This is a genomic window from Paenibacillus ottowii (assembly GCF_006874425.1).
Lineage (GTDB): Bacteria > Bacillota > Bacilli > Paenibacillales > Paenibacillaceae > Paenibacillus > Paenibacillus ottowii.
Genome location: NZ_VIJZ01000002.1, coordinates 246,511 through 268,059, shown reverse-complemented (window position 1 = coordinate 268,059; position 21,549 = coordinate 246,511). Strand labels below are relative to the sequence as shown.

Below are 21,549 nucleotides of genomic sequence, written 5' to 3'. Positions count from 1 at the left end.
CAACGTTAAGCAAGGAGGGGGACAGACGTATGAACAAGAAAATTGTAATTGCAGGTCTGCTGGCACTGTTTGCCATTGCAGGTGCAGGGTGTGCCTCTAAGCAAACATCGGCTCCTGCGACTCCATCTCAGGAAACACAAACTCCAGCTGCACAAAATAATACACCTGACCAGACGACCCCTGATTCATCAGCGCAGTCTGCTGAAAATAATGGAGCGAGTCAAACACCTGCATCTCCATCGACGGAGCCTACCAAGACCAAAACGGACACGGAAAAGTCGGGAGATCAACAAACACAGCAGATCACGGTGTACTACACAGATACACAAGAGAACGGCTTGAAAGAACAGAAAAAGGAAATTACTTACCCAAGCGAGCTGGAAAAATTCAAAAAAGCGTTTGAAGCTCTACAAAAAAGTGGTAATTCTGCTCTCATTCCGTTATGGTCCGAGAAAATTAATGTGCATAAGATCAAATTAGATAACGGTGCATTGACCTTTGATATTTCTCTGCCGGATGAGGCTCGATTAGGAGCTGGCGGCGAGGAGTTAGCTATTGATGCCTTGAAGCAAACGATGTTTCAATTCAAGGAAGTCAAAACACTGGATTTGCTTGTAGATGGTCAATCTCTGGAGTCCTTGATGGGACATGTAGATTTAGAGCATCCTATGAGTCGCTAATCGATCAGACTGTATGAAAATTTCTTGGGAATTTACACACTTTTCACGTGCAATCTGTGACAGATAATGATAATATAGGAGTGTATTTCTCGCCTATGCAGGCAGTCATGCACAAATAGTATTCGTTTCTTTCCGGATGATTATTTAGAGTGACCGTCTTGATGCGGGCTATCCCGTATCAAGACGTTTTTTTTGCTAGGAGGTAGGATTTCCGTGAATGCAGCAACCGCACGTCATATATTGGACACCATCGGTACAATGTTTCCGGATGCCCATTGTGAGCTGAACCATAACAATGCTTTTGAATTAACGATAGCCGTGTTATTGTCTGCTCAATGCTCCGATCAGATGGTCAATAAAGTAACGGCAGACCTGTTTCAAAAGTACAAGTCACCTGAGGATTATCTGGCTGTTCCTCTTGAGGAACTGGAGCAGGATATTCGTAGAATCGGCTTGTACCGAAACAAGGCCAAGCATATTCATAACCTCTGCCGTATTTTAATAGACCAGTACGGGGGAGAGATCCCCTCGGAGCATGATCAACTGGTCAAGCTACCCGGTGTTGGCCGCAAGACGGCTAATGTCGTAGTTTCTACTGCTTTTGATGTACCAGCTATTGCGGTAGATACGCATGTAGAGCGCGTTTCCAAACGGCTCGGCTTTGCAGGGTGGGATGATTCAGTGCTTGAGGTGGAAAAAAAGCTGATGAAAAGGGTACCTAGGGATGAATGGTCTGTGACCCATCACCGGCTCATTTTTTTCGGACGCTACCATTGTAAAGCTCAAAACCCTCAATGTCAGGTATGTCCATTACTTGATGTGTGCAGGGAAGGCAAGAAACGTATGAAAACGTCTCTTATCAGAAAAGATAAGAAACGTAGAGCTTAAAGACCCGATAGACCTATTTGGGTAATAGGGTTTAACCATTTATGTGTAGAAAAGGATGAAGAGTAATGAAGTGCATTTCGGTATATACAGACAATTTTGAAGCGTTCTCTGATATTTTTGAGCAAATTGTAACAACAGAGTTTGCTGAAAATGAAGAACGCGAATTAGAAGGAATCACAGTTAGTCATTCTGGTGATGTACCCGAGCATTACTTGGAGCGTATGTCGCAAAAGCCAGAAGTGGTCGTAATGAAAGACAAATCTCGTGGAATTACGATTTTACAGCATGGTCAAGTATTTGAAATTTTGCTGCCAGTGCTTGAGACTGCGGCTAATTAAGTGCAATTAGCGGATGACATGCGTTTTGCATGTTCCGGTATAGGCGGCTCGGCTGGTCTAACCAGCCCGGAGGCGCATATTTTGCACAAGCTTTACAGACCATCGTCAAACGCTGGCTATGGACGATTTCATTATTCAGCCAGTGCGGTTTTACATTTCAATATCAGGAAGCAGGCTCACCCGTTGTTTACATATCTTGCTTCATTGTTGCCCTTTGAGGGCTTTGATGAAATGCATTCGGTTGCCAACTACTTATTCCTTTAATTCATGAGCGTCATCCTGAGTACTTACCAGGAGATTCGATCAAATGGAAATTCACGCAATTTCTGATTGATCGGAACGGGAAAGTCATCAAACGATTTGAAACAACGACAGATAGACCCTCTGGATGTTGTCATTTACAAGAACAGCGTTCCCAAAAGCCAGGTACAGGCAGGGAGCGCTTTTTTAGTTTTTTTATTGTGATGATTCTCACAGTGGCTTAAGAATGCTACAATATAGCTATTTGGTGCAGATAAGAAACAAGGAGTGGAGCCGTAGCTTATGATGCAAACGATTACAGGGGATGCGGAAAAGTGGTTGAATACGATAGAACAGATACAGGATACCTTGTATAAAGCAAGGGATGTAGCAGGAGCGAAGGCGGTAGGAGATTTGCTGGAAAAAGCGCATGCGCAAGAGCTGACCATTGCCTTTTGTGGACATTTTTCAGCAGGTAAATCAAGCTTGATTAACAGCCTGTGTGGTAAAACCGTGCTCCCATCTGGACCGGTGCCTACGAGCGCTAATGTAGTGTCTATCCGTAATGGACGTTCGAGAGCGCTTATTCATCCAGCCCAATCATTGGAAAACCCGGAGCCGGAAATCGTGGAAGCCTCCTTATCTGAGCTTGCTGAGTATTGTAAAAATGGTGGAGCCTATGAATTCGTTGAAGTATGGGAGAAAATTCCGATATTATCTGGCGGAGGAGTGCTGCTGGATACACCCGGCGTAGATTCCACAGACCACGGACACGCGATGGCGACACATTCAGCTTTACATTGGGCTGATATTGTTTTTTATGTAATGGACTACAATCATGTTCAATCTGAAAATAATTTGTCCTTTGCCAAAAGTTTGTCGGATTGGGGCAAGCCGTTATATTTGATCATCAATCAAATCGATAAACACCGAGAGCGGGAGCTATCATTTGCACATTATCGTAATGAGGTGGAAAACAGCTTTCATGCCTGGCAGGTACATTACACAGACATTCTGTTTACTTCCTTGAAGGAGCAGAATCACCCGTGGAATCAATGGGAGCAGCTGACGCGTTTGATTCCGAAATTGTTGGAGCGCAAAACAGAGTTATTGGGATATAGTTTAGTGTCCTCCATGCACCATTTGGTAGAGCAGCATGTGGAGACGGTGCAAACCGCTGAAGAAGAGGAACTAAACACACTGCTAAAAGAAGCGGGTGGAGAAGAAGCCATTTTGCGCTTAGACATAGAGCAGAAAACCTTGCAGCAAGAAGATGAACACTGGAGGATGCTTCCAGAGCAGGAGCATAAACGGCTGCGTCAAGAGCTGGATCATCTATTAGAACACGCACATCTCACGCCTGCAGAGCTACGTGAAGCAGCGGGCGAATATTTAGAGAGCCGCAAACCGGGCTTTAAAACAGGACTATGGTTTGCTGGAGGAAAGACTGAACGAGAAAAGGAACGCCGTTTGGACCGGCTGGCAGGGATGCTGACCGATCAGGTGGAGGGACAGTTGTTGCCTCATGTGCGTGATTTACTGAGGTCTTGGGGAGAGACTCAAGGTCTGTGGACCGCTGAGATGGAGCAGAAGCTGGATGACATCCGTCCTGTAATGGATCGGCAACTAGTAGAGCAGACAGTAAAGGAAAATGCTTTGTCTCCGGAGTATACGCTGAACTATTGCAAGGACCTACGCGCTGCAGTGACCGCTGATTGCCGCCGCAAGGCGCTGGCGTTGGTAGACCGCCTGCTGGCCGAGCTTGCAGTGCGGGTCGAAGCCCGCCGCGAGGCTCTCGCGAATGCGCGCACTGCGTTGCTCGCGCAGGCGGACGCGGCGAGTCGCTATAGCACTCGCGTGCAAGCTTTGGCTTCGCACGCCGACCTGCTGCGAAGCCTGCTGCCGCAGGCTTCCGCACCTGACGGGTTGCCCCGTGCGGACACGCCTGCTCCTGCGCCTGATATGGCCGCTGCTGTACCGCCAGCTGCGGCAGCAACGGGTGCCGTGCGACCAGCCATCCCTGGCTCGCACGACGCTTCGGTGCAGCCACGGGCGGATACGGCCGCCACAGCACAGTCTGCCGCAGGTGGCCGCCGTACGCGGCTGGATGCAGCAGCGGCACGATTGAAAGCCGCCGCTGCATTGGTAGGCCCGTACCCTGCCATGCAGGCGGCTGTTCGGGATTTGCATACACGTGCTTCTGCACTGGAGGACGGGCGGTTTACGCTGGCGCTATTCGGAGCGTTCAGTGCCGGCAAATCCAGCTTTGCCAACGCCTTGCTGGGCGAAGCAGTATTGCCCGTATCTCCGCATCCGACGACAGCGGCGATTAACCGCATTATGGCGCCTACAAGTCATGAACGCCATGCCACGGCTGATGTCCATATGAAGTCAGCGGATGCGTTGCGAGAAGATCTTAGATACTCTTTTCGGTTATTAGGATTGGGCGAACCAGCATCTGTAGGCTGGCAAGAAGCCGTAAATGCGTTATCACCGGAAGGCATTCATCCTGCGGGAAGACCTCATTACAGCTTTTTAAAAGCTGCTGCAGCTGGATGGGAAGAAGCTGAAAGCTTGCTAGGGCAACAGCTTCAGGTAAATTTAGAGCAATATCGAGATTTTGTCGCATCCGAGCGCAAGTCATGCTTCGTGGAGCATATCGACCTTTATTATGATTGCGCTCTGACTCGTCAGGGCATCGTGCTGGTAGATACGCCAGGTGCCGACTCTGTAAATGCACGGCACACGGGCGTGACCTTCAACTATATGAAACATGCAGACGCCCTTGTATTTGTGACCTATTATAACCATGCGTTTACACAAGGGGACCGGCAGTTCTTGAATCAATTGGGCCGAGTCAAAGAGACATTGGCGCTGGATCAGACATTTTTTATCGTCAATGCATCCGATCTGGCTTCTTCTGAAGAAGAACTACATTCTGTAACTCAGCATGTTCAGGAACAGCTTCAAGCCAACGGAATCCGCAAGCCGCGTATTTATCCGCTTTCCAGCATGCTGGCGTTGGAAGCAGCCGAGCAGGGAGAGGTTTCACTGCGTTCAGCTTCACGATTTGATGCGTTTGAAAATGACTTTTCGGCATTTGCAGCCGAAGAGTTGGCAGGCTTGTCCATTACATCTGCTATGCAGGAGCTGGGACGGCTGCGGAACCGGATAGAACAACATGCTGCTGATGCTCGGTATAGCGCTGAGGAGCGTGAGGTTCGATTAGAGCAATTAACCCGAATTTGTGGGGAGCTGGAGGAGGTGCTCCTTGGTTCAACCGGCAGCCATGGTAAATCCGTGTTGTCGGACGAAACTGATGAACTGCTGTATCATGTACGTCAAAGGCTTGCCTACCGAACGGGTGAATTTATGGCTGAAGCGTTTCATCCATCTGTCCTGCGTGAAGGAGTAGGTGATCTTCGTTCGGCCTTTGCATCTTGTGGTCGTGAGCTGCTGCGATTGATCGAATTGGAGCTGTCTCAGGAACTATTGGCAACCACACTCAGACTGGAAAAAACGGGGCAAGCCTTGGTGCGCAAGGTTATACAAGAGTGCGTAGATCACATGAACCATCAGTTAAATGGATTAGATTGCACAGTTCCTGAATTCAGAACATGGGCTGTTCCCGAGCTAATCGATATTTCCTTGCAGGATTCCATTCAGTGGAAGGATTATTGGAATAGCTTTAAAAATCCAAAGCTATTTTTTGAAGGAACGGGACGCGCGAATTTACAAACCAGATTAGAGCCCGTATTACGTCAGCTAATCGGGGAAGCTGTGGAGCAGCAGCGAGAGCGAATGGCTTCTTTTTACATTGCAATGATGCAAGAAGAACAAACATGTCAGAAAGCACAGCTTCGCGAGCAAATGCTGGAGACGACTCGTGGCATGGAGCATGCACTTAAGGGTGGTGAGGAGCCACAAGTTTGGGAAGAGCTTGCTAGTCAGATTGCGGCTTTGGAATCCATATAAATATATTTATGATGGCCGTAAGGTCAGGACACCGGGTTGTGGGACAATCCGGTGTTTTAAGCATACTTCAAAAAGACAGGAAAACTGAGGAAATAGCCATATTCAATGATAAGAAAGCGATTTAATTTGTCTAATCACTTGCCAATTGCGAACCTGCCTGAAAACGACCTATTATCCTCTTTGCCGCCTGGGAATACGGATGGTAAACTTCACTAAGCCATATAACAACGTCGTGCAACTAATGGAGGGACTTGACATGGAAGTGCTCAGGCAACTGCAAGTTTTTTTTCGTGAGAGGAGACATTATCTATTTCTTTCCATTCTATGCCTTGCGATAGCGACGGCCCTCGGACTGGTGTATCCGAACCTGCTCCAACGGCTTATTGATAACGCTATCATCCCCGGTGACTTCGACAAAGTTCCGGTTCTGGCTCTGACTGTACTGGGAGTCGTGATTATCAAAGGATTTATGCAATTTTTACATGGTTTTTTTGGTGGACGGCTAGGCAACTATTTGGCGTATCGACTTCGCAATGCCTGCTACGAGAAGCTGCAATTTCTTTCCTTCAGATATTATGACACTGCCAAAACAGGGGATCTTATGTCCCGTCTGACTGGTGATTTGGAGGCGATTCGCAACTTTATCGGATTTGGTTTTGCCCAGCTCCTCAATGTGCTACTGATGGTCGTATTCGGCTCTATTATGATGCTGTATATTAATTGGCAGCTCACCCTCTTTACGATGATCAGCATGCCATTGCTACTCTTCGTCACTTTCAAGTTTGAATCTCGGATTCATCCCACCTTTCAGGAAATGCGAATTGCTCTCAGCGCCCTGACGACAGCGGTACAAGAAAATATAACAGGTGTGCGAACTGTTAAATCTTTTGCTCGCGAATCCTATGAAGTTGAAAAATTTTCAGTACGCAATGAGCAGTACAAAAGTAACCAAATTCAGGCCGCGTCCTTATGGAGTAGATTTTTTCCTGCTATGGAACTCATTGCCTCGGTCAGTGTGGTTCTTCTCTTGGGAATGGGTGGGTATCTGGTTATACAGAAGTCAATGACCTTGGGGCAACTCGTCGCCTTCTTTAGCTTAATTTGGTATATTATTGGCCCCATCTGGAGCATTGGCTTTCATATCAATAACTATACGCAGTCCAAAGCTTCCGGTGAGAGGGTTTTGGAGCTGCTGAATCAGTCCATAGATGTAACAGATGAAGCTGATGCACTTACACTTAATACCGATCAAGTGAAGGGACATGTGACGTTTGAACATGTAACCTTTGCTTATGGAAATAAGCTGCCTGCTGTTGTTGACATTAATCTGGATGCGCCACCGGGATCGGTCATTGGCATTTTAGGAGGAACGGGGTCCGGGAAGTCGACCATTATTCAACTACTTATGCGAGCTTATAATGTGAACGCGGGAAGCATCAAGTTAGATGGCAAAGATATACGCCGGTTGAAAGTTCGTGATTTACGTGCTCAAATTTCGTCTGTGTTTCAGGAAACATTTTTGTTCTCGTCTTCTATACGCAACAATATTGCATATGGATTAAGTCATGTCAGTATGGATGACATCATACGTGTTTCCAAGCTGGCTCAGGCGCATGAATTCATAACTGAATTACCGCAGGGATACGACACTGTCGTCGGTGAACGTGGTTTGGGCCTGTCTGGAGGGCAGAAACAACGGATCGCCATCGCGCGCGCATTACTCAAAAATCCGAAAATACTCGTACTGGATGATGCCACTAGTGCGGTTGACATGGAAACGGAGCATGAAATTCAGTCAGGTTTTCAAGAGGTTATGCGTGGACGCACAACGTTTATTATCGCTCATCGAATCTCCTCGCTTCGTCATGCCGATGAAATCGTGGTGCTTGAGGAAGGACGAATTGTTCAACGGGGAACCCATGAACAGCTCATTTCTACCGCAGGACCATATCAAGATGTGTATCATATTCAATACGCCGATTACATAGCGGAGGCTCCAGACGGTGTATCCGAAGGGCAGGTGAGACCATGAATATCCCTGTAGAAAAAGCTAAGCCGTTAAAAAAGCCGATCAATGAGCGCTTTGTCTATCAAGATGATGAGGTTATTGACAAACCGTTTAACTGGGTGGAATTCAAACGTTTGCTAGCATATATGAAACCTTATGCCCGTCAGATTCTGCCGATTCTTCTAGTCATGATGATTCTTGGCACGATTACTAAGCTGACGGTTCCATATTTGATCAGTCTGGCCATTGACAAGGCCATTGCTCCCGCATGGCCTGCACTGCCGAGCGTAAAGTTACTATTGCTTATCACAGGTGCCGTGCTCTTGTTGTATTTAATTCAATGGGCAGCCAATACGTACCGCATTAAATTCACCAATATTATTGGCCAACGGGTTATTTACGATTTGCGAGAAGATTTGTTCAAGCATATTCAGAAGCTTTCGTTTAACTTTTTTGATAAAAGACCGGCGGGTTCTGTATTAGTACGTGTGACGAATGACATTAACTCGCTACAGGATCTTTTTACGAACGGTGCAGTGAATGTCCTAATTGATTGCGTACAGCTTCTCGGAATTATTGTTATTTTACTGCTTATTAACTGGAAGCTCGGTTTGGCGGTGGTTGTGACCGTTCCGATTATGTTTTTGATCTCGACCAAGCTGCGTGTACGCATCCGTCGCGCCTGGCAGGAAGTACGCATGAAGAACTCGCGCATCAACTCTCACTTGAATGAATCCATTCAGGGAATCCGTGTGACACAAGCGTATACGCAGGAACAGGAAAACATGGCATATTTCGACGATATGAACAGCTCCAGTAAAAAATCGTGGGATAAGGCTTCTGCCATGAATCAGGTCTTTGGCCCACTTATTGATATTACCGGTGGGTTTGGTACGCTTGTGCTGTTCTGGTTTGGAGCTCATCTAATTCAGACAGATCAGCTTACGGTGGGCTTGCTGGTTGCGTTTGCCAACTATGTAGGGAACTTTTGGGAGCCGATTAATCGGTTGGGCCAAATGTATAATCAGCTGCTGGTTGCAATGGCCTCATCAGAAAGAATTTTTGAATTCATGGATGAACAGCCGAATATTGCGAACAAACCGGGAGCAAAAGTCTTGCCGCCTATTCGGGGGGATATCCAATTTGAAAAAGTCGTTTTTGAATATGAAAAGGGACGTCAGGCGCTTAAAGGTATTAATCTTTCTGTCGAGGCGGGGCAATCCATAGCGCTTGTGGGTCATACCGGATCAGGTAAAAGTACCATTATTAATTTGCTCAGCCGTTTTTATGACATTACATCAGGGCGACTTACCATTGACGGCCATGATGTGCGAGATGTCACGGTAGAGAGCCTGCGCAGCCAGATTAGCATCGTGCTTCAGGATACATTTATTTTTTCGGGGACAATACGCGATAATATCCGATTTGGTCGTTTGGATGCGACAGATGAGGAAATTGAAGCGGCTGCGAAGGCAGTCAATGCTCATGAGTTCATTGTTCAGCTACCAGATGGCTACGAAACAGAAGTAGAGGAGCGTGGGGGGATGTTGTCCATGGGCCAACGTCAGCTCTTATCCTTTGCTCGTGCCTTATTGGCTAATCCGCGAATCCTTATTCTGGATGAGGCTACAGCCAGCATTGATACGGAAACGGAGCTGAAAATTCAAGAAGCTCTGCAGGTGCTATTGGAAGGTAGAACTTCTTTTATGGTCGCACACCGTTTGTCCACCATCCGGAATGCTGATCATATTGTTGTGCTGGACCATGGGGCAATCCAGGAAAGTGGTAATCATGAACAATTGATGAAAAAACATGGAATATATCGGGGGCTGGTGGAAGCACAGTTCAGATTTTTGTAAAAAAAAGATCAAAAAATCGCGTTTTTTGTAAATTTTCGTGCCGAGCACTATTGCATTCTTGGAGCTAAACCCTGAAAATAAAGATGAAAAGAGATCAGAGCAATATCATCAGAGGGGGAAGAGTTCAAGATGTGGGGTGCTCCTTTTTCTGCCAAGGCTAAGAAGATGTTACTGCTGGGTAGCGGCGAATTGGGAAAAGAAGTCATTGTTGAAGCTCAGCGGCTTGGCGTGGAATGTATTGCTGTTGATCGCTATGAGCTGGCTCCAGCAATGCAGGTGGCCCATCGCTCTCACTGTCTGGACATGCAGGATGCTGAGGCGTTGAAAGCACTAATTCGCAAGGAACAGCCCGACATAATTGTACCTGAAATCGAAGCTATTGCTACGGGTGCTTTGGAAGAATTAGAGCAACAGGGATTTCACGTAGTACCAACGGCCCGGGCCGCCCGTCTTACGATGGACCGGGAGGGTATCCGCAGGCTGGCTGCCGAGAAGTTACAGCTTCCGACTGCTGCCTACCGTTTTGCAGATCATTTTGAGCAGTTACGGTCGGCGGTTCAAGAGCTGGGCACGCCATGTGTGGTCAAACCCTTGATGAGTTCGTCGGGTAAAGGGCAGTCTGTATGCCGGACACTCGAAGATGCAGAATCCTGCTGGAATATTGCGCTGGAAGGCGCACGTGCCAAAACGACACGTGTCATTGTTGAAGCTTTTGTCCCATTTGAGAGCGAAATCACCTTATTGACCGTCAGATCGGTATCAGGTACAACTTTTTGCCCACCGATTGGCCACATTCAGAAAGATGGGGATTATGTCGAATCATGGCAGCCTCATGGCATGACGGACAAGCAGCTTTCGGAGGCACAGGATATTGCCCGTACGATTACGGATGAACTGGGTGGTTACGGATTGTTTGGCGTAGAGCTGTTTTTAACGGCTGATAGCGTCATATTCAGTGAAGTATCCCCGCGTCCGCATGATACTGGTATGGTGACCATGATTACGCAGGATTTGTCTGAATTTGCGCTTCACGTTCGGGCGATTCTCGGCTTCCCGGTGCCATCCGTCACGCTGCTTACACCAGGTGCTTCAGCTACCTTGAAGGCAGAAGTGGCTACACGCGATTTTTTAATAAGCGGTCTGCATGATGCATTATTGCTACCCCGGACACAGGTGCGAGTGTTCGGGAAGCCTGAAACCAAGCCGGGACGCCGGATGGCTGTAGCGCTTAGCGCTGCAGAAGATGTGGAAACAGCACGGAAGACAGCCAAAGAAGCTGCCAATATGCTGAAAGTGGAGGTAAATCATGTCTAACAGTGTGATGATTCCAGTACTGACAATTCGTTCCGTAGAGCTTGGCGATTGCGAAGCCGTAACCGGACTACTCAGAGAAGTTGGATACCCCATGACTTGTGGTGTTATGAAAGAAGTTATGGGAACAACGCAAGAGGACAGCCAAGCGAATATGATGGTTGCAGAAATGGATGGTCGTGTTGTCGGTGTAATCGGCATGCATACGGCTCAAAGCTTGGCTTATCCTGATCCTGCCGTACAAATCACCATGCTGGTCGTGAGCGGGGAGTATCGCGGCGAAGGCATTGGCAAGCGGTTGGTTGCTTGTGGTGAGGAGTGGGGGCGTGCGCAAGGCTGCTACCATTTATTCATTACTGGAGCGAATAACCGCATCAAACAAGTAGAGGCCCGCGCTTTCTACAATCGAATCGGCTTTGAAAAGCAAGGCTATCGTTTCAGCAAAAAGCTTAGATAATCAGCCTGTAACAATAATCTAGTACTTAAAGCCTCACTATTTTTAACTTTGTCCTGTCGGCCATTGCCGAGCAGGGCTATTTTTTTTCCAACTTTTATACCCTTGCTGATGCTATAAAACATGATATACTGCTAGAGTAATGATTACAAAGTTGTAACCTGAGACGTTCTCAACAAGGCACATATACAACAAGGAGATGACGAAATGAAGAATATGTTGAAAAAAACACTGGTGATGGGAAGCCTAAGCGCCGTTTTATCCGCAGGATTCATCGTTCCGGCATCAGCTTCACCAGCTGACGATTTGTCTGCTCAATTACAACAATGGTTTCAAAATAACGGGTACACAGTCAATATGTCCAACGGGACAACGACAATAACGAAGACAGTCATTAAGGATTGTACTGATCCGGACAAGGCTATTGCAAAAACAGCGAATCCTTCTTCTGGCAAGCAAACGACGAATCAGGGTAGCCAAAATGCTTCAAACTCTGCTAACAAGCAACAGACACAAAAACAAAACACCAACTCAGGCACAGGTCAGTCTTCAGATTCTAATGCGCAACTCAGCAAGTCTCAATTTGCAGCCGAGGTTGTAAAGCTGGTAAACAACGAACGCAGCCAAAAAGGTCTGAAGCCTCTCACATCTAATACAAAGCTCACAGAAGTAGCCTTAGCGAAGGCGAAGGACATGAGCACGAATAATTACTTTTCCCATACCTCTCCGACGTATGGTTCACCATTTGATATGATGAAAAAATTTGGTGTAACTTATACGTATGCAGGTGAGAATATTGCAATGGGACAAAAAACACCACAAGAAGTAATGACTGCTTGGATGAATAGTCAGGGACATCGTGAAAATATTTTGAAGGCAGAATATACACAAATTGGTGTAGCTTACTACAATGGATATTGGGTACAAGAGTTCACACGTAACTAAGTTGATAGAAAAAATGATGTTGCAAACGTCATTCGCTGTGAATGAACAGATCGTGACGTAGCGCTAATGGTGAGACCCGCTGACAATGCTCAGCGGGTCTTTTGATGTCTCTCATGTCTCTTCAAGCATAATCATTGTTTTATACCTGAAAAGACATAAGGGACATGGTTATAGTATGATAACAGTAAGCTGGATGGATCAGACTACTTTTGGAAAGCAAGGTGAATATATGAGCTATGAAATCGTGCATGAAGGTGCCTTTGCTATGCTTAAGGTACGGCTAGACCCCGGAGAAACTATTAAAGCAGAAATGGGAGCGATGGTTTCCATGTCTTCCAGTGTAGATATAAAGGGGACGGTAGACGGTGGGCTGTTACGTGGTTTAGGCAGAATGCTGAGCGGAGAAAAATTCTTTTTTCAAGAACTGAGGGCAGCCCGGGGACCTGCTGAAGTACTGCTAGCCCCCGCAACCATAGGGGATGTACAAGCAGTGGAACTGGACGGCACATATAGGCTATTGGTCCAAAAGGACGGTTTTTTGGCCTGTACGGAAGGGATTGAGGTTAGCACAAAAATGCAAAACCTGATGAAAGGCTTATTTTCCGGTGAAGGTTTTTTTATTGTCGAAATCAGTGGTCGAGGTACTGTATTCCTATCCTCTTATGGAGCCATTCATCCCATTTATATCGCGCCAGGAGAGGAGCGCATTATTGATAATGCTCATCTGGTGGCATGGCCGGATTATATGGATTATAGAATTGAAAAAGCATCCAAAGGCTGGTTGTCCAGCGTAACGAGTGGGGAAGCCCTTGTCTGTCGTTTTCGCGGTGAAGGAACAGTACTGATCCAAAGCCGAAATCCGGGCAGTTTTGGACAATGGATCAGAAGTTTTATTCCTGATAGTAAATAGTTCCTTCCATTTTACTGCTGATCAGAGGGAAGGGTGTGAGTACAAAAAAGGATAAAAGGGTGGCAATTTGTCATCCTTTTTTAGTATGTTCGTGGAAAATGATATGAGATTCCAAATGTTATGTTTCGCTTGAATCAGATCGGTTTATTTGCAAAATGACATAAGAAGCTTTATGTTTATTTCACCAAGCTATCAGGAGGGAACACGAGTGAATTCATCAAAATGGATTTGGCGGTCTGTCGGTTCCGTTTCCATTGCCGCCACACTGCTATTAATGTACGGTTTTATTGCAGCAATACGAAGCATCACAGTTCCAGAGCCATTGGTAAGTAATCAGCCTGTACATTCCGGTTCATCGCAGACACAAACTGCACCATCGGCTACTGCTCAGACGGGAGAGCTGCGCGTAGCTGCCATTGGAGATTCGCTAGCCAAAGGAACGGGGGATGACTCCGGAAGTGGTTTTGTGCGTCGGTCGGTGACTTTATTAAATGATCAGGAAGGACATAAGGCACAGCTCATCAATAATCTGGGGATTAATGGATTGACGACCCAAGGACTTTTAACCAAGCTGGATGAGCCAGGTGTGTCTTATGTACTGAAGAAAGCTAATGTGATTATAGTTTCCATTGGCGGAAATGATTTGTTCCAGGGCGCTCAGGCTGCCCAAACCGGAAAGGAGCCGCCTACACTCAACGGTCTACGCAAAGCTCTTCCTGATGCAGCCAAGCGTCTGCAAAAGGTACTGACAAAGGTAGGGAAAATCAATCCCCATGCTAAAATCATCTATGTTGGATTATATAATCCATTTAGTGACCTGAAGGAAATGAAAATTCCGGGTAATCTTGTGGTAACTGAATGGAATATGGCCGCCATGGCCATTACCAACCAAAATAGTAACATGACGTTGGTTCCGACATTCGATTTATTTCAGCAAAATTTGCCTGTCTATTTATCTTCCGATCACTTTCACCCAAACGGCCAGGGCTACCAGGCCATCGCTGAACGTATCGCACAAGGATTTGCTGTTACTGCCACGAAGGAATCTGATCATGTCGATCAAAAACAACAGTCTACAAGTAGCCAACCTGCAGAAGCGAAAAAGGGAGGGAATAAGTAATGAGCATCCAATCTGCTGACAAGACCGATGCTGTAGTGACTAAAGATTCGTCTTCCACGGATGCAGCGTCCCGTCTTCATTCCTCCATCCAGGTTGGTAGCACTGACAGAGACAGCAGCAATAGTGAAATCGTGATCTCTGTTCAGCATGTTAAGAAACGCATTAAACGCAAAATGATCATTCATGATGTAACGTTCGACGTCCGCGCGGGTGAAATTTTCGGATTTCTCGGTCCCAATGGTGCCGGAAAAACGACGACAATTCGTATGCTAGTTGATTTAATTAAGCCTACGGAAGGGACAATTACCGTATGCGGTCATAATGTAAATCGTGAGCCTGAGCAGGCTTTACAGCATATAGGTTCTATTGTGGAAAATCCAGAGGTGTACAGCTACCTGACAGGATGGGAGAATTTAGAGCATTTTGCCCGGATGCAGCCTGGTGTAGATGAACAGCGTATTCGCGAAGTGGTTGAGTTGGTTCGGCTCGATCGTCGCATCCATGATAAGGTAAGTACATATTCACTAGGGATGCGTCAGCGCCTTGGTATAGCTCAAGCCTTGCTTGGCAGACCAAAGCTGCTCATTTTGGATGAACCGACGAACGGGCTAGACCCTAAGGGAATCAAAGAGATGAGAGCCTTTATTCGTTTGTTGGCGGCAGAAGGCATGGCTGTATTTGTTTCCAGCCATTTGCTCAGCGAGATCCAGTTGCTATGTGATCGTGTGGCAATTATAAGTCGGGGCAAGGTGCTAGCTGTTGGCGGGGTGCGGGAGCTGGTTGAGACCCACTCGCATATGGCCGTATGGCAGCTAGAACCTCGAGATCAGGGCCTTGCCCTATTGCAAAATTCTCCGTATGTGCAAATAATTACGAATGTCGATGAATTCATTGATGACAGCATTGTTGCAGCTAGCGGAGTCGATGCTATTTTTACAGAAATGGATGAAGAGCATATTGCGGAGCTGGTCGCACACATGACAGCTTCCGGTATTTTCGTTAAAGGTGTAACCAAAATCAATCCTACGCTGGAGCAACTATTTCTGAAAATGACGGAAGGTGAGATACTTGAATAATATTTTACCGCTCGTACAAAATGAAACCCTAAAAATTATCAAGAAGAAACGATTTTATGTCATTTTACTTGTTTTGCTGGTGCTTGTGCCGATTTTTACGTATGCTCAGATGAAAGTGGCACAAAACAATCGCGAAAAATTCGGCAATGATTGGCGGCTTGAACTACGTCAGGCCATTACCGATAACCAAAACTCGCTGGGCAGCGATAGGGTTCCAGAGGAATGGAAGACCTACCGCCGTGTCTTTGTGCAGCAGATGCAATATTATTTAGAAAATGACGTGAATCCTAACGAGCCGAATGGAGTCACTTTTACCAGAGAGTTTATGGATAATTCCATAAACCTGTTCGTTCCGTTATTGATCATGGCCATTGCCTCGGATCTGGTTTCAGGAGAACGGACGACAGGCACGATAAAAATGTTGCTGACTCGGCCGGTCAGGCGGTGGAAAATACTACTGAGCAAGCTGCTGACACTGTATATGTTTGTATCGCTCATCATTTTGGCCGTATTTGTCATTAGTTATCTCATCTCAGGCCTGTTTTTTGGCTTTCGTGGTTTTAATGTCCCGGTATTTACCGGCTTTCAAATTGTGGGGGCGACGGTGAATATGTCTGCTGTCCATGCAATTCCACAATGGCATTATCTGATACTGCAAGCCGGATTGATCTGGTTTGTCAGTCTGGTCGTTGCTTCGTTAGCCTTTATGGTATCTGTTCTGGTGCGTAGTACAGCAGCAAGTATCGTGGTCATGATGGCTGCGCTCATTTCGGGCACTATCCTGACCAACATGGCTTCATCTTGGCAGAGCGCCAAATATTTATTTATGGTTAACCTGGGATTAACCGATTATTTATCTGGAAGCCCTGCCCCGATTGAGGGAATGACCCTTCCGTTTTCTTTAGCTGTACTAGGCATTTGGGGGGCTGCGGCATTGATTGTTTCATTCGCCATCTTTACGAAACGGGATATATTGAATTAAAATGGACAAGGTAAAAGAAAACATCTGTTTGCATTTTTGGTGAAAACCATCAAGAATAAAGCAAAACACGGTTACGATTAGACAAAGGGGGAGCATGAATGGTCGACAAAATCGACTTGTCTGCGGGAGCTTCCGGTACACAGAACGGAGCTTCAGAATATGGCGCGGACGACATTCAAGTGCTCGAAGGGCTTGTGGCAGTTCGCAAACGGCCGGGCATGTACATCGGGAGCACCAGTTCTTCGGGACTGCATCATTTGGTATGGGAAATTGTAGACAACGCGGTGGATGAACATCTTGCCAAGTTTTGCTCTCGCATTGATATCACAATGCATAAGGACGGCTCTATTACAGTATCAGACAACGGGCGCGGTATTCCTACGGGAATGCATAAAATGGGAATTCCTACGCCTCAAGTTGTATTCACCATTTTGCACGCCGGAGGTAAGTTTGGCGGTTCGGGATATAAAAAGTCCGGGGGTCTGCATGGGGTAGGTGCGTCTGTAACGAACGCTCTTTCGGAATGGCTTGAAGTGGAAATCTACCGGGACGGCAAGATTCACCGTCAGCGGTTCGAATATTGGCAGGACAAGAAGGGCGTGGAGCATGTCGGTGAACCGACCACAGGCCTTGAAGTGCTGGGCAATACTAACAAGACGGGCTCAAAAGTTACATTTAAACCGGATATTCGCGTTTTTCAGTCAGGCATCCATTTTAACTATGATACACTGGCTGAGCGCCTTCAGGAAATTGCCTTTCTGAATTCCGGCCTTCGTATTCAGCTTAAAGACGAACGCAGTGGAAAGTCAGATGAATATTATTATGAGGGTGGAGCGAGTCAGTTTGTTGCTTTTTTGAATGAGGGCAAGGATGTACTGCATGATGTTATTCACTTTAATGCTGAGAAAGAGGACATTGAAGTAGAGATTGCCATCCAATACAATGCTGGTTACACAGAGACGATTGCTTCGTTCGTTAACTCCATTCCAACACGTGGCGGGGGAACGCATGAAACAGGCTTCAAAACCGCTTACACTCGTGTGATGAATGACTATGCACGCAAAACAGCGCTGTTGAAGGAAAAGGATAAAAACCTGGAGGGTAACGATCTACGTGAGGGCATGATGGCTGTAATCAGTGTCAAGATGGCTGAGGTTGAATTTGTCGGTCAGACAAAAGATCAGCTGGGGAGTGCTTCGGCACGAAGTACAGTGGATGCCATCGTATCTGAACAGATGCAGCGTTTCTTGGAAGAAAATCCACAGATTGCGCAAACTTTGATTAAAAAGGCAGTTCAAGCGTCCAAAGCACGTGAAGCTGCGCGTAAGGCTCGGGACGAAATGCGTTCTGGCAAGAAGCGCAGTGAAAGTTCTAATTTGAATGGTAAGCTGTCGCCTGCGCAATCTAAAGATTTTACACGTAATGAATTATTTATCGTGGAAGGCGATTCGGCGGGAGGATCGGCCAAACAGGGTCGAGATTCCAAGATCCAGGCTATTTTACCGTTAAAGGGCAAGCCGATGAATCCGGAAAAGTCAAAGCTTGCCGATATTATGAAAAATGATGAGTACCGTGCTATTACGGCAGCGATTGGCGCGGGGGTAGGAACAGAGTTCTCGCTGGAAGACAGCAATTATTCCAAAATCATCATTATGACCGACGCAGATACGGACGGCGCGCACATTCAAGTACTGTTGTTGACGTTCTTTTATCGGTACATGAAAGAACTCATTGATGCAGGACGCATATTTATTGCTCAGCCGCCATTGTATAAAATAACCCGCAAGTCGGGTAAGCTCGAAACGGTTCGTTATGCCTGGACTGACGAGCAGCTTGATAATTACCTAAAAGAATTTGGACGGAATTTTGAGCTTCAACGTTATAAAGGACTCGGGGAGATGAATCCTGATCAGTTATGGGAAACGACAATGAATCCCGAATCACGCACCCTGTTGCGCGTTCAAATTGAGGATGCTGCCAAAGCTGAACGCCGTGTGTCCACATTGATGGGTGACAAGGTAGATCCACGTAAGCGCTGGATCGTGGAAAACGTGGATTTCACGGAATACGTAGAGTAGTGCTATTAAATGAGGTGTAGACATGAGCTTATCGGAGCAATTTTTGCCAGCTTATCTGGAGGAAATGGTCGGTGACCGTTTTGGCCGATATTCCAAATATATAATTCAGGATCGGGCAATACCTGATGTGCGGGACGGATTAAAGCCCGTACAACGTCGGATTCTGTACGCGATGTACGATTCGGGTAATACTCCGGAAAAAGCATATCGCAAATCCGCCAAAACCGTTGGGGATGTTATGGGTAATTACCATCCTCACGGTGATTCATCTATTTATGATGGTATGGTACGGATGGCACAGCCTTGGAAAATGAGCCACGTACTGGTGGACGGTCATGGCAACTGGGGTTCTCAGGATGATGATCCTGCAGCAGCTATGCGTTACACGGAGGCGCGCTTGTCTCCGATCGCAATGGAAATGCTGCGTGATATCGAAAAACGCACGGTTTTGTTCAAGGACAACTTTGATAACTCGGCCAAGGAACCTGTTGTGCTGCCATCTCGTTATCCTAATCTGTTGGTAAACGGCTCAAGCGGGATTTCAGCAGGCTTTGCAACTGAAATTCCAACGCACAGCTTACGTGAGGTAATTGACGCCACTATCGCAGTGATGGAAAAGCCACAGATCGAGCTGGAAGAAATCATGACCTTTATTAAAGGCCCGGATTTCCCGACTGGTGGACTCATTATGGGTGGCGAAGGCATCAAGGATGCTTACAGAACAGGCAAAGGACGTATTTATATCCGTTCTAAAACGGAAATTCAGTCTTTGCGTGGTGGCAAGCAGCAACTGGTTATTACAGAGATTCCATACCAGGTTGTTAAATCCAGACTCGTAACTGCTATGGAAAATATCCGTCTGGAGAAAAAGGTAGAAGGAATTGCCGAGGTCCGTGACGAGAGTGGACGAAATGGCCTGCGTATTGTTGTTGAGCTGAAGAAGGAAGCCGATGCAGAAGGTATTTTGGCATATCTGCTGAAAAAAACCGATCTCCAGGTGGCTTATAATTTCAATATGGTAGCCATCGTAAACAAAGCGCCGCATCAGCTTGGATTAAAATCCATTTTGGAAGCATATATTGCACACCAGCGCGAAGTTGTCACAAACCGTATCAAGTTTGAATTGGAAAAGGCTGAGGACCGCGCGCATGTACTGGAAGGCTTAGTCAAGGCGCTGAACATTCTGGATGAGGTCATCGCGGCTATTAAAGCTTCCAAAAACCGCCAGGATGCACAAAATAATTTGCAATGGATGTTTGGCTTTAGTGAACGTCAGGCGGATTCCATTTTGACTCTGCAATTGTATCGTCTTACGAATCTTGAGATTACCACCCTCGAAAAAGAACTTGCGGACATTCAGAAAAAAATTACCCATTACCGTTCCATTCTGGAAAGTGACCGCAAGCTGATCAGTCTGATCCGCAAGGAGCTGCTGGAAATTCGTGAAAAGTACGGCATTGACCGTCGTTCGGAGATACAGGGTGAGGTAGAAGAGATTAAAGTAAATCTGGAGGTCATGGTTGCGGCAGAGGACGTGTTGCTGACCCTCTCGAAAGATGGCTATGTGAAACGTACGAGTATGCTATCGTTCACTCGTTCTGGCGGGGAACGTTCCAACTCCGGTGTTAAAGAAGGGGACTACATAACCCAGTTCCTTGACGTGAATACACTTGACGTGCTGCTCGTCTTCACCCAGCGTGGACAATACTTTTTGCTTCCTGTGCATCAGGTACCGGAGTATAAGTGGAAAGAGCCGGGCACTCCAATTGTCAATGTCATTTCGCTAGCGAAGGAAGATCGTATCATAAGCGTTATTCCGATCAAAAACATGGAGGAAATCGGCAAAAGTCTGGTGTTTGTAACGAAGAGAGGGCAAGTCAAACGAACAGAACTTACGGAATATGCCACAAAGCGCTCCAGTGCTGTAGCAGCCTGCAAGGTGGCTGGCGACGATGAGATATTATCAGTAACGTTAAGTGACAATAGCAAGGATATTATGTTAATTACCCGTGCGGGGATGAGCATACGCTTCAAGGAGCAAGAGGTTAATGCCATGGGCCGCGTTTCAGCGGGTGTCAAAGGTATACAACTGGCAGAAGGCGATGAGATTGTCGCAGCGCTATGGGTAGAAGAAGACGAAGGAGAGGTGCTGGTCCTCACCGAATCCGGTTACGGCAAGCGTACGCTTCTGCTGGATTATCCTTCTCAGGGAAGAGGCGGTAAAGGAATCAGCACCTTCGAATTCAAGGAAGGCAAGCGGGTGCGTTCGAACGGAACTCGAATCGTGGCTGCCTTCTATTGTCGTGAAGCTGTTCAATTATTTGTCATCACATCAGAAGGGCAGACGATGTCCTTCCTTTCGGAAAAAGCTCCTTTAACTGACCGCAAGGATACAGGCAAGCTGCTAGCTCCTGTAGAGAAGAAGGACGAAATTGTAAATGTGCTGCCGCGTAGTGAGCCGCAGAGTTCACAGGCAGTAGAATAATTATAAAGTCAAGCGTTTTTTAGCTCGAAAAAGAGAGGTCCTCACGTGCCGTTCCGGCACGAATGAGGACCTTTTTGCCGTCATGCTGTCGAACCTTGACCCGCCTCCAAATCCGGAGTGAGACTTCCTTCCCCTTTTCATTTGACACTCCAAAAACGGCAGGAAACTGGGGCGGAATGGCGAAAATTTAATGTGATGAA

The 21,549-nt window shown here is 46.7% G+C and carries 15 protein-coding genes; all 15 read left to right on the top strand.

Annotation, left to right across the window (positions count from 1 at the left end; translation table 11 throughout):
• Positions 1 to 29: 29 nt before the first annotated feature.
• Positions 30 to 680: a GerMN domain-containing protein gene (locus FKV70_RS05385; RefSeq protein WP_142612040.1), complete on the top strand. Its 651-nt coding sequence runs from the start codon at positions 30 to 32 to the stop codon at positions 678 to 680.
• Between the two features lie 213 nt (positions 681 to 893).
• The gene (nth, locus tag FKV70_RS05380; protein ID WP_142612039.1) at positions 894 to 1,568 is read left to right on the top strand and encodes an endonuclease III; all 675 of its coding nucleotides are present in this window, start codon (positions 894 to 896) and stop codon (positions 1,566 to 1,568) included.
• 65 nt (positions 1,569 to 1,633) lie between these two features.
• A complete protein-coding gene (locus FKV70_RS05375; RefSeq protein ID WP_013310628.1) occupies positions 1,634 to 1,906 on the top strand; it encodes a hypothetical protein in 273 nt (90 codons plus the stop codon).
• A gap of 543 nt (positions 1,907 to 2,449) precedes the next feature.
• Positions 2,450 to 6,121: a dynamin family protein gene (locus FKV70_RS05365; protein ID WP_142612038.1), complete on the top strand. Its 3,672-nt coding sequence runs from the start codon at positions 2,450 to 2,452 to the stop codon at positions 6,119 to 6,121.
• Between the two features lie 256 nt (positions 6,122 to 6,377).
• The gene (locus FKV70_RS05360; protein ID WP_142612037.1) at positions 6,378 to 8,153 is read left to right on the top strand and encodes an ABC transporter ATP-binding protein; all 1,776 of its coding nucleotides are present in this window, start codon (positions 6,378 to 6,380) and stop codon (positions 8,151 to 8,153) included.
• The gene (locus FKV70_RS05355; RefSeq protein ID WP_142612036.1) at positions 8,150 to 9,988 is read left to right on the top strand and encodes an ABC transporter ATP-binding protein; all 1,839 of its coding nucleotides are present in this window, start codon (positions 8,150 to 8,152) and stop codon (positions 9,986 to 9,988) included. The genes FKV70_RS05360 and FKV70_RS05355 overlap by 4 nt, the downstream gene beginning before the upstream one ends.
• 129 nt (positions 9,989 to 10,117) lie before the next feature.
• Entirely contained in the window at positions 10,118 to 11,302 is a 1,185-nt protein-coding gene (gene purT / locus FKV70_RS05350; RefSeq protein ID WP_142612035.1) for a formate-dependent phosphoribosylglycinamide formyltransferase, read from the top strand.
• The gene (locus tag FKV70_RS05345; protein WP_063213410.1) at positions 11,295 to 11,756 is read left to right on the top strand and encodes a GNAT family N-acetyltransferase; all 462 of its coding nucleotides are present in this window, start codon (positions 11,295 to 11,297) and stop codon (positions 11,754 to 11,756) included. Before purT ends, FKV70_RS05345 begins: the two co-directional genes overlap by 8 nt.
• A 204-nt stretch (positions 11,757 to 11,960) precedes the next feature.
• Positions 11,961 to 12,698 (top strand): CAP domain-containing protein, encoded by a 738-nt coding sequence (locus FKV70_RS05340; protein ID WP_142612034.1) that lies wholly within the window; start codon positions 11,961 to 11,963, stop codon positions 12,696 to 12,698.
• A 229-nt stretch (positions 12,699 to 12,927) separates the two neighbouring features.
• Positions 12,928 to 13,608 carry a TIGR00266 family protein gene (locus tag FKV70_RS05335; protein WP_142612264.1) on the top strand — a complete coding sequence of 227 codons (681 nt, stop codon included), beginning with the start codon at positions 12,928 to 12,930 and terminating at the stop codon, positions 13,606 to 13,608.
• A gap of 172 nt (positions 13,609 to 13,780) precedes the next feature.
• A complete protein-coding gene (locus FKV70_RS05330; protein ID WP_142612033.1) occupies positions 13,781 to 14,728 on the top strand; it encodes a GDSL-type esterase/lipase family protein in 948 nt (315 codons plus the stop codon).
• Complete coding sequence (locus FKV70_RS05325; protein ID WP_142612032.1) at positions 14,728 to 15,804, top strand: ABC transporter ATP-binding protein; 1,077 nt, start codon at positions 14,728 to 14,730, stop codon at positions 15,802 to 15,804. Before FKV70_RS05330 ends, FKV70_RS05325 begins: the two co-directional genes overlap by 1 nt.
• Positions 15,797 to 16,786, top strand: coding sequence for an ABC transporter permease (locus tag FKV70_RS05320; RefSeq protein WP_142612031.1), 990 nt, complete (start codon positions 15,797 to 15,799; stop codon positions 16,784 to 16,786). The genes FKV70_RS05325 and FKV70_RS05320 overlap by 8 nt, the downstream gene beginning before the upstream one ends.
• Before the next feature lie 98 nt (positions 16,787 to 16,884).
• The gene (gene parE / locus FKV70_RS05315) at positions 16,885 to 18,864 is read left to right on the top strand and encodes a DNA topoisomerase IV subunit B (RefSeq protein ID WP_063213405.1); all 1,980 of its coding nucleotides are present in this window, start codon (positions 16,885 to 16,887) and stop codon (positions 18,862 to 18,864) included.
• A 22-nt stretch (positions 18,865 to 18,886) separates the two neighbouring features.
• Entirely contained in the window at positions 18,887 to 21,349 is a 2,463-nt protein-coding gene (gene gyrA / locus FKV70_RS05310; protein WP_064796462.1) for a DNA gyrase subunit A, read from the top strand.
• Positions 21,350 to 21,549 lie beyond the last annotated feature (200 nt).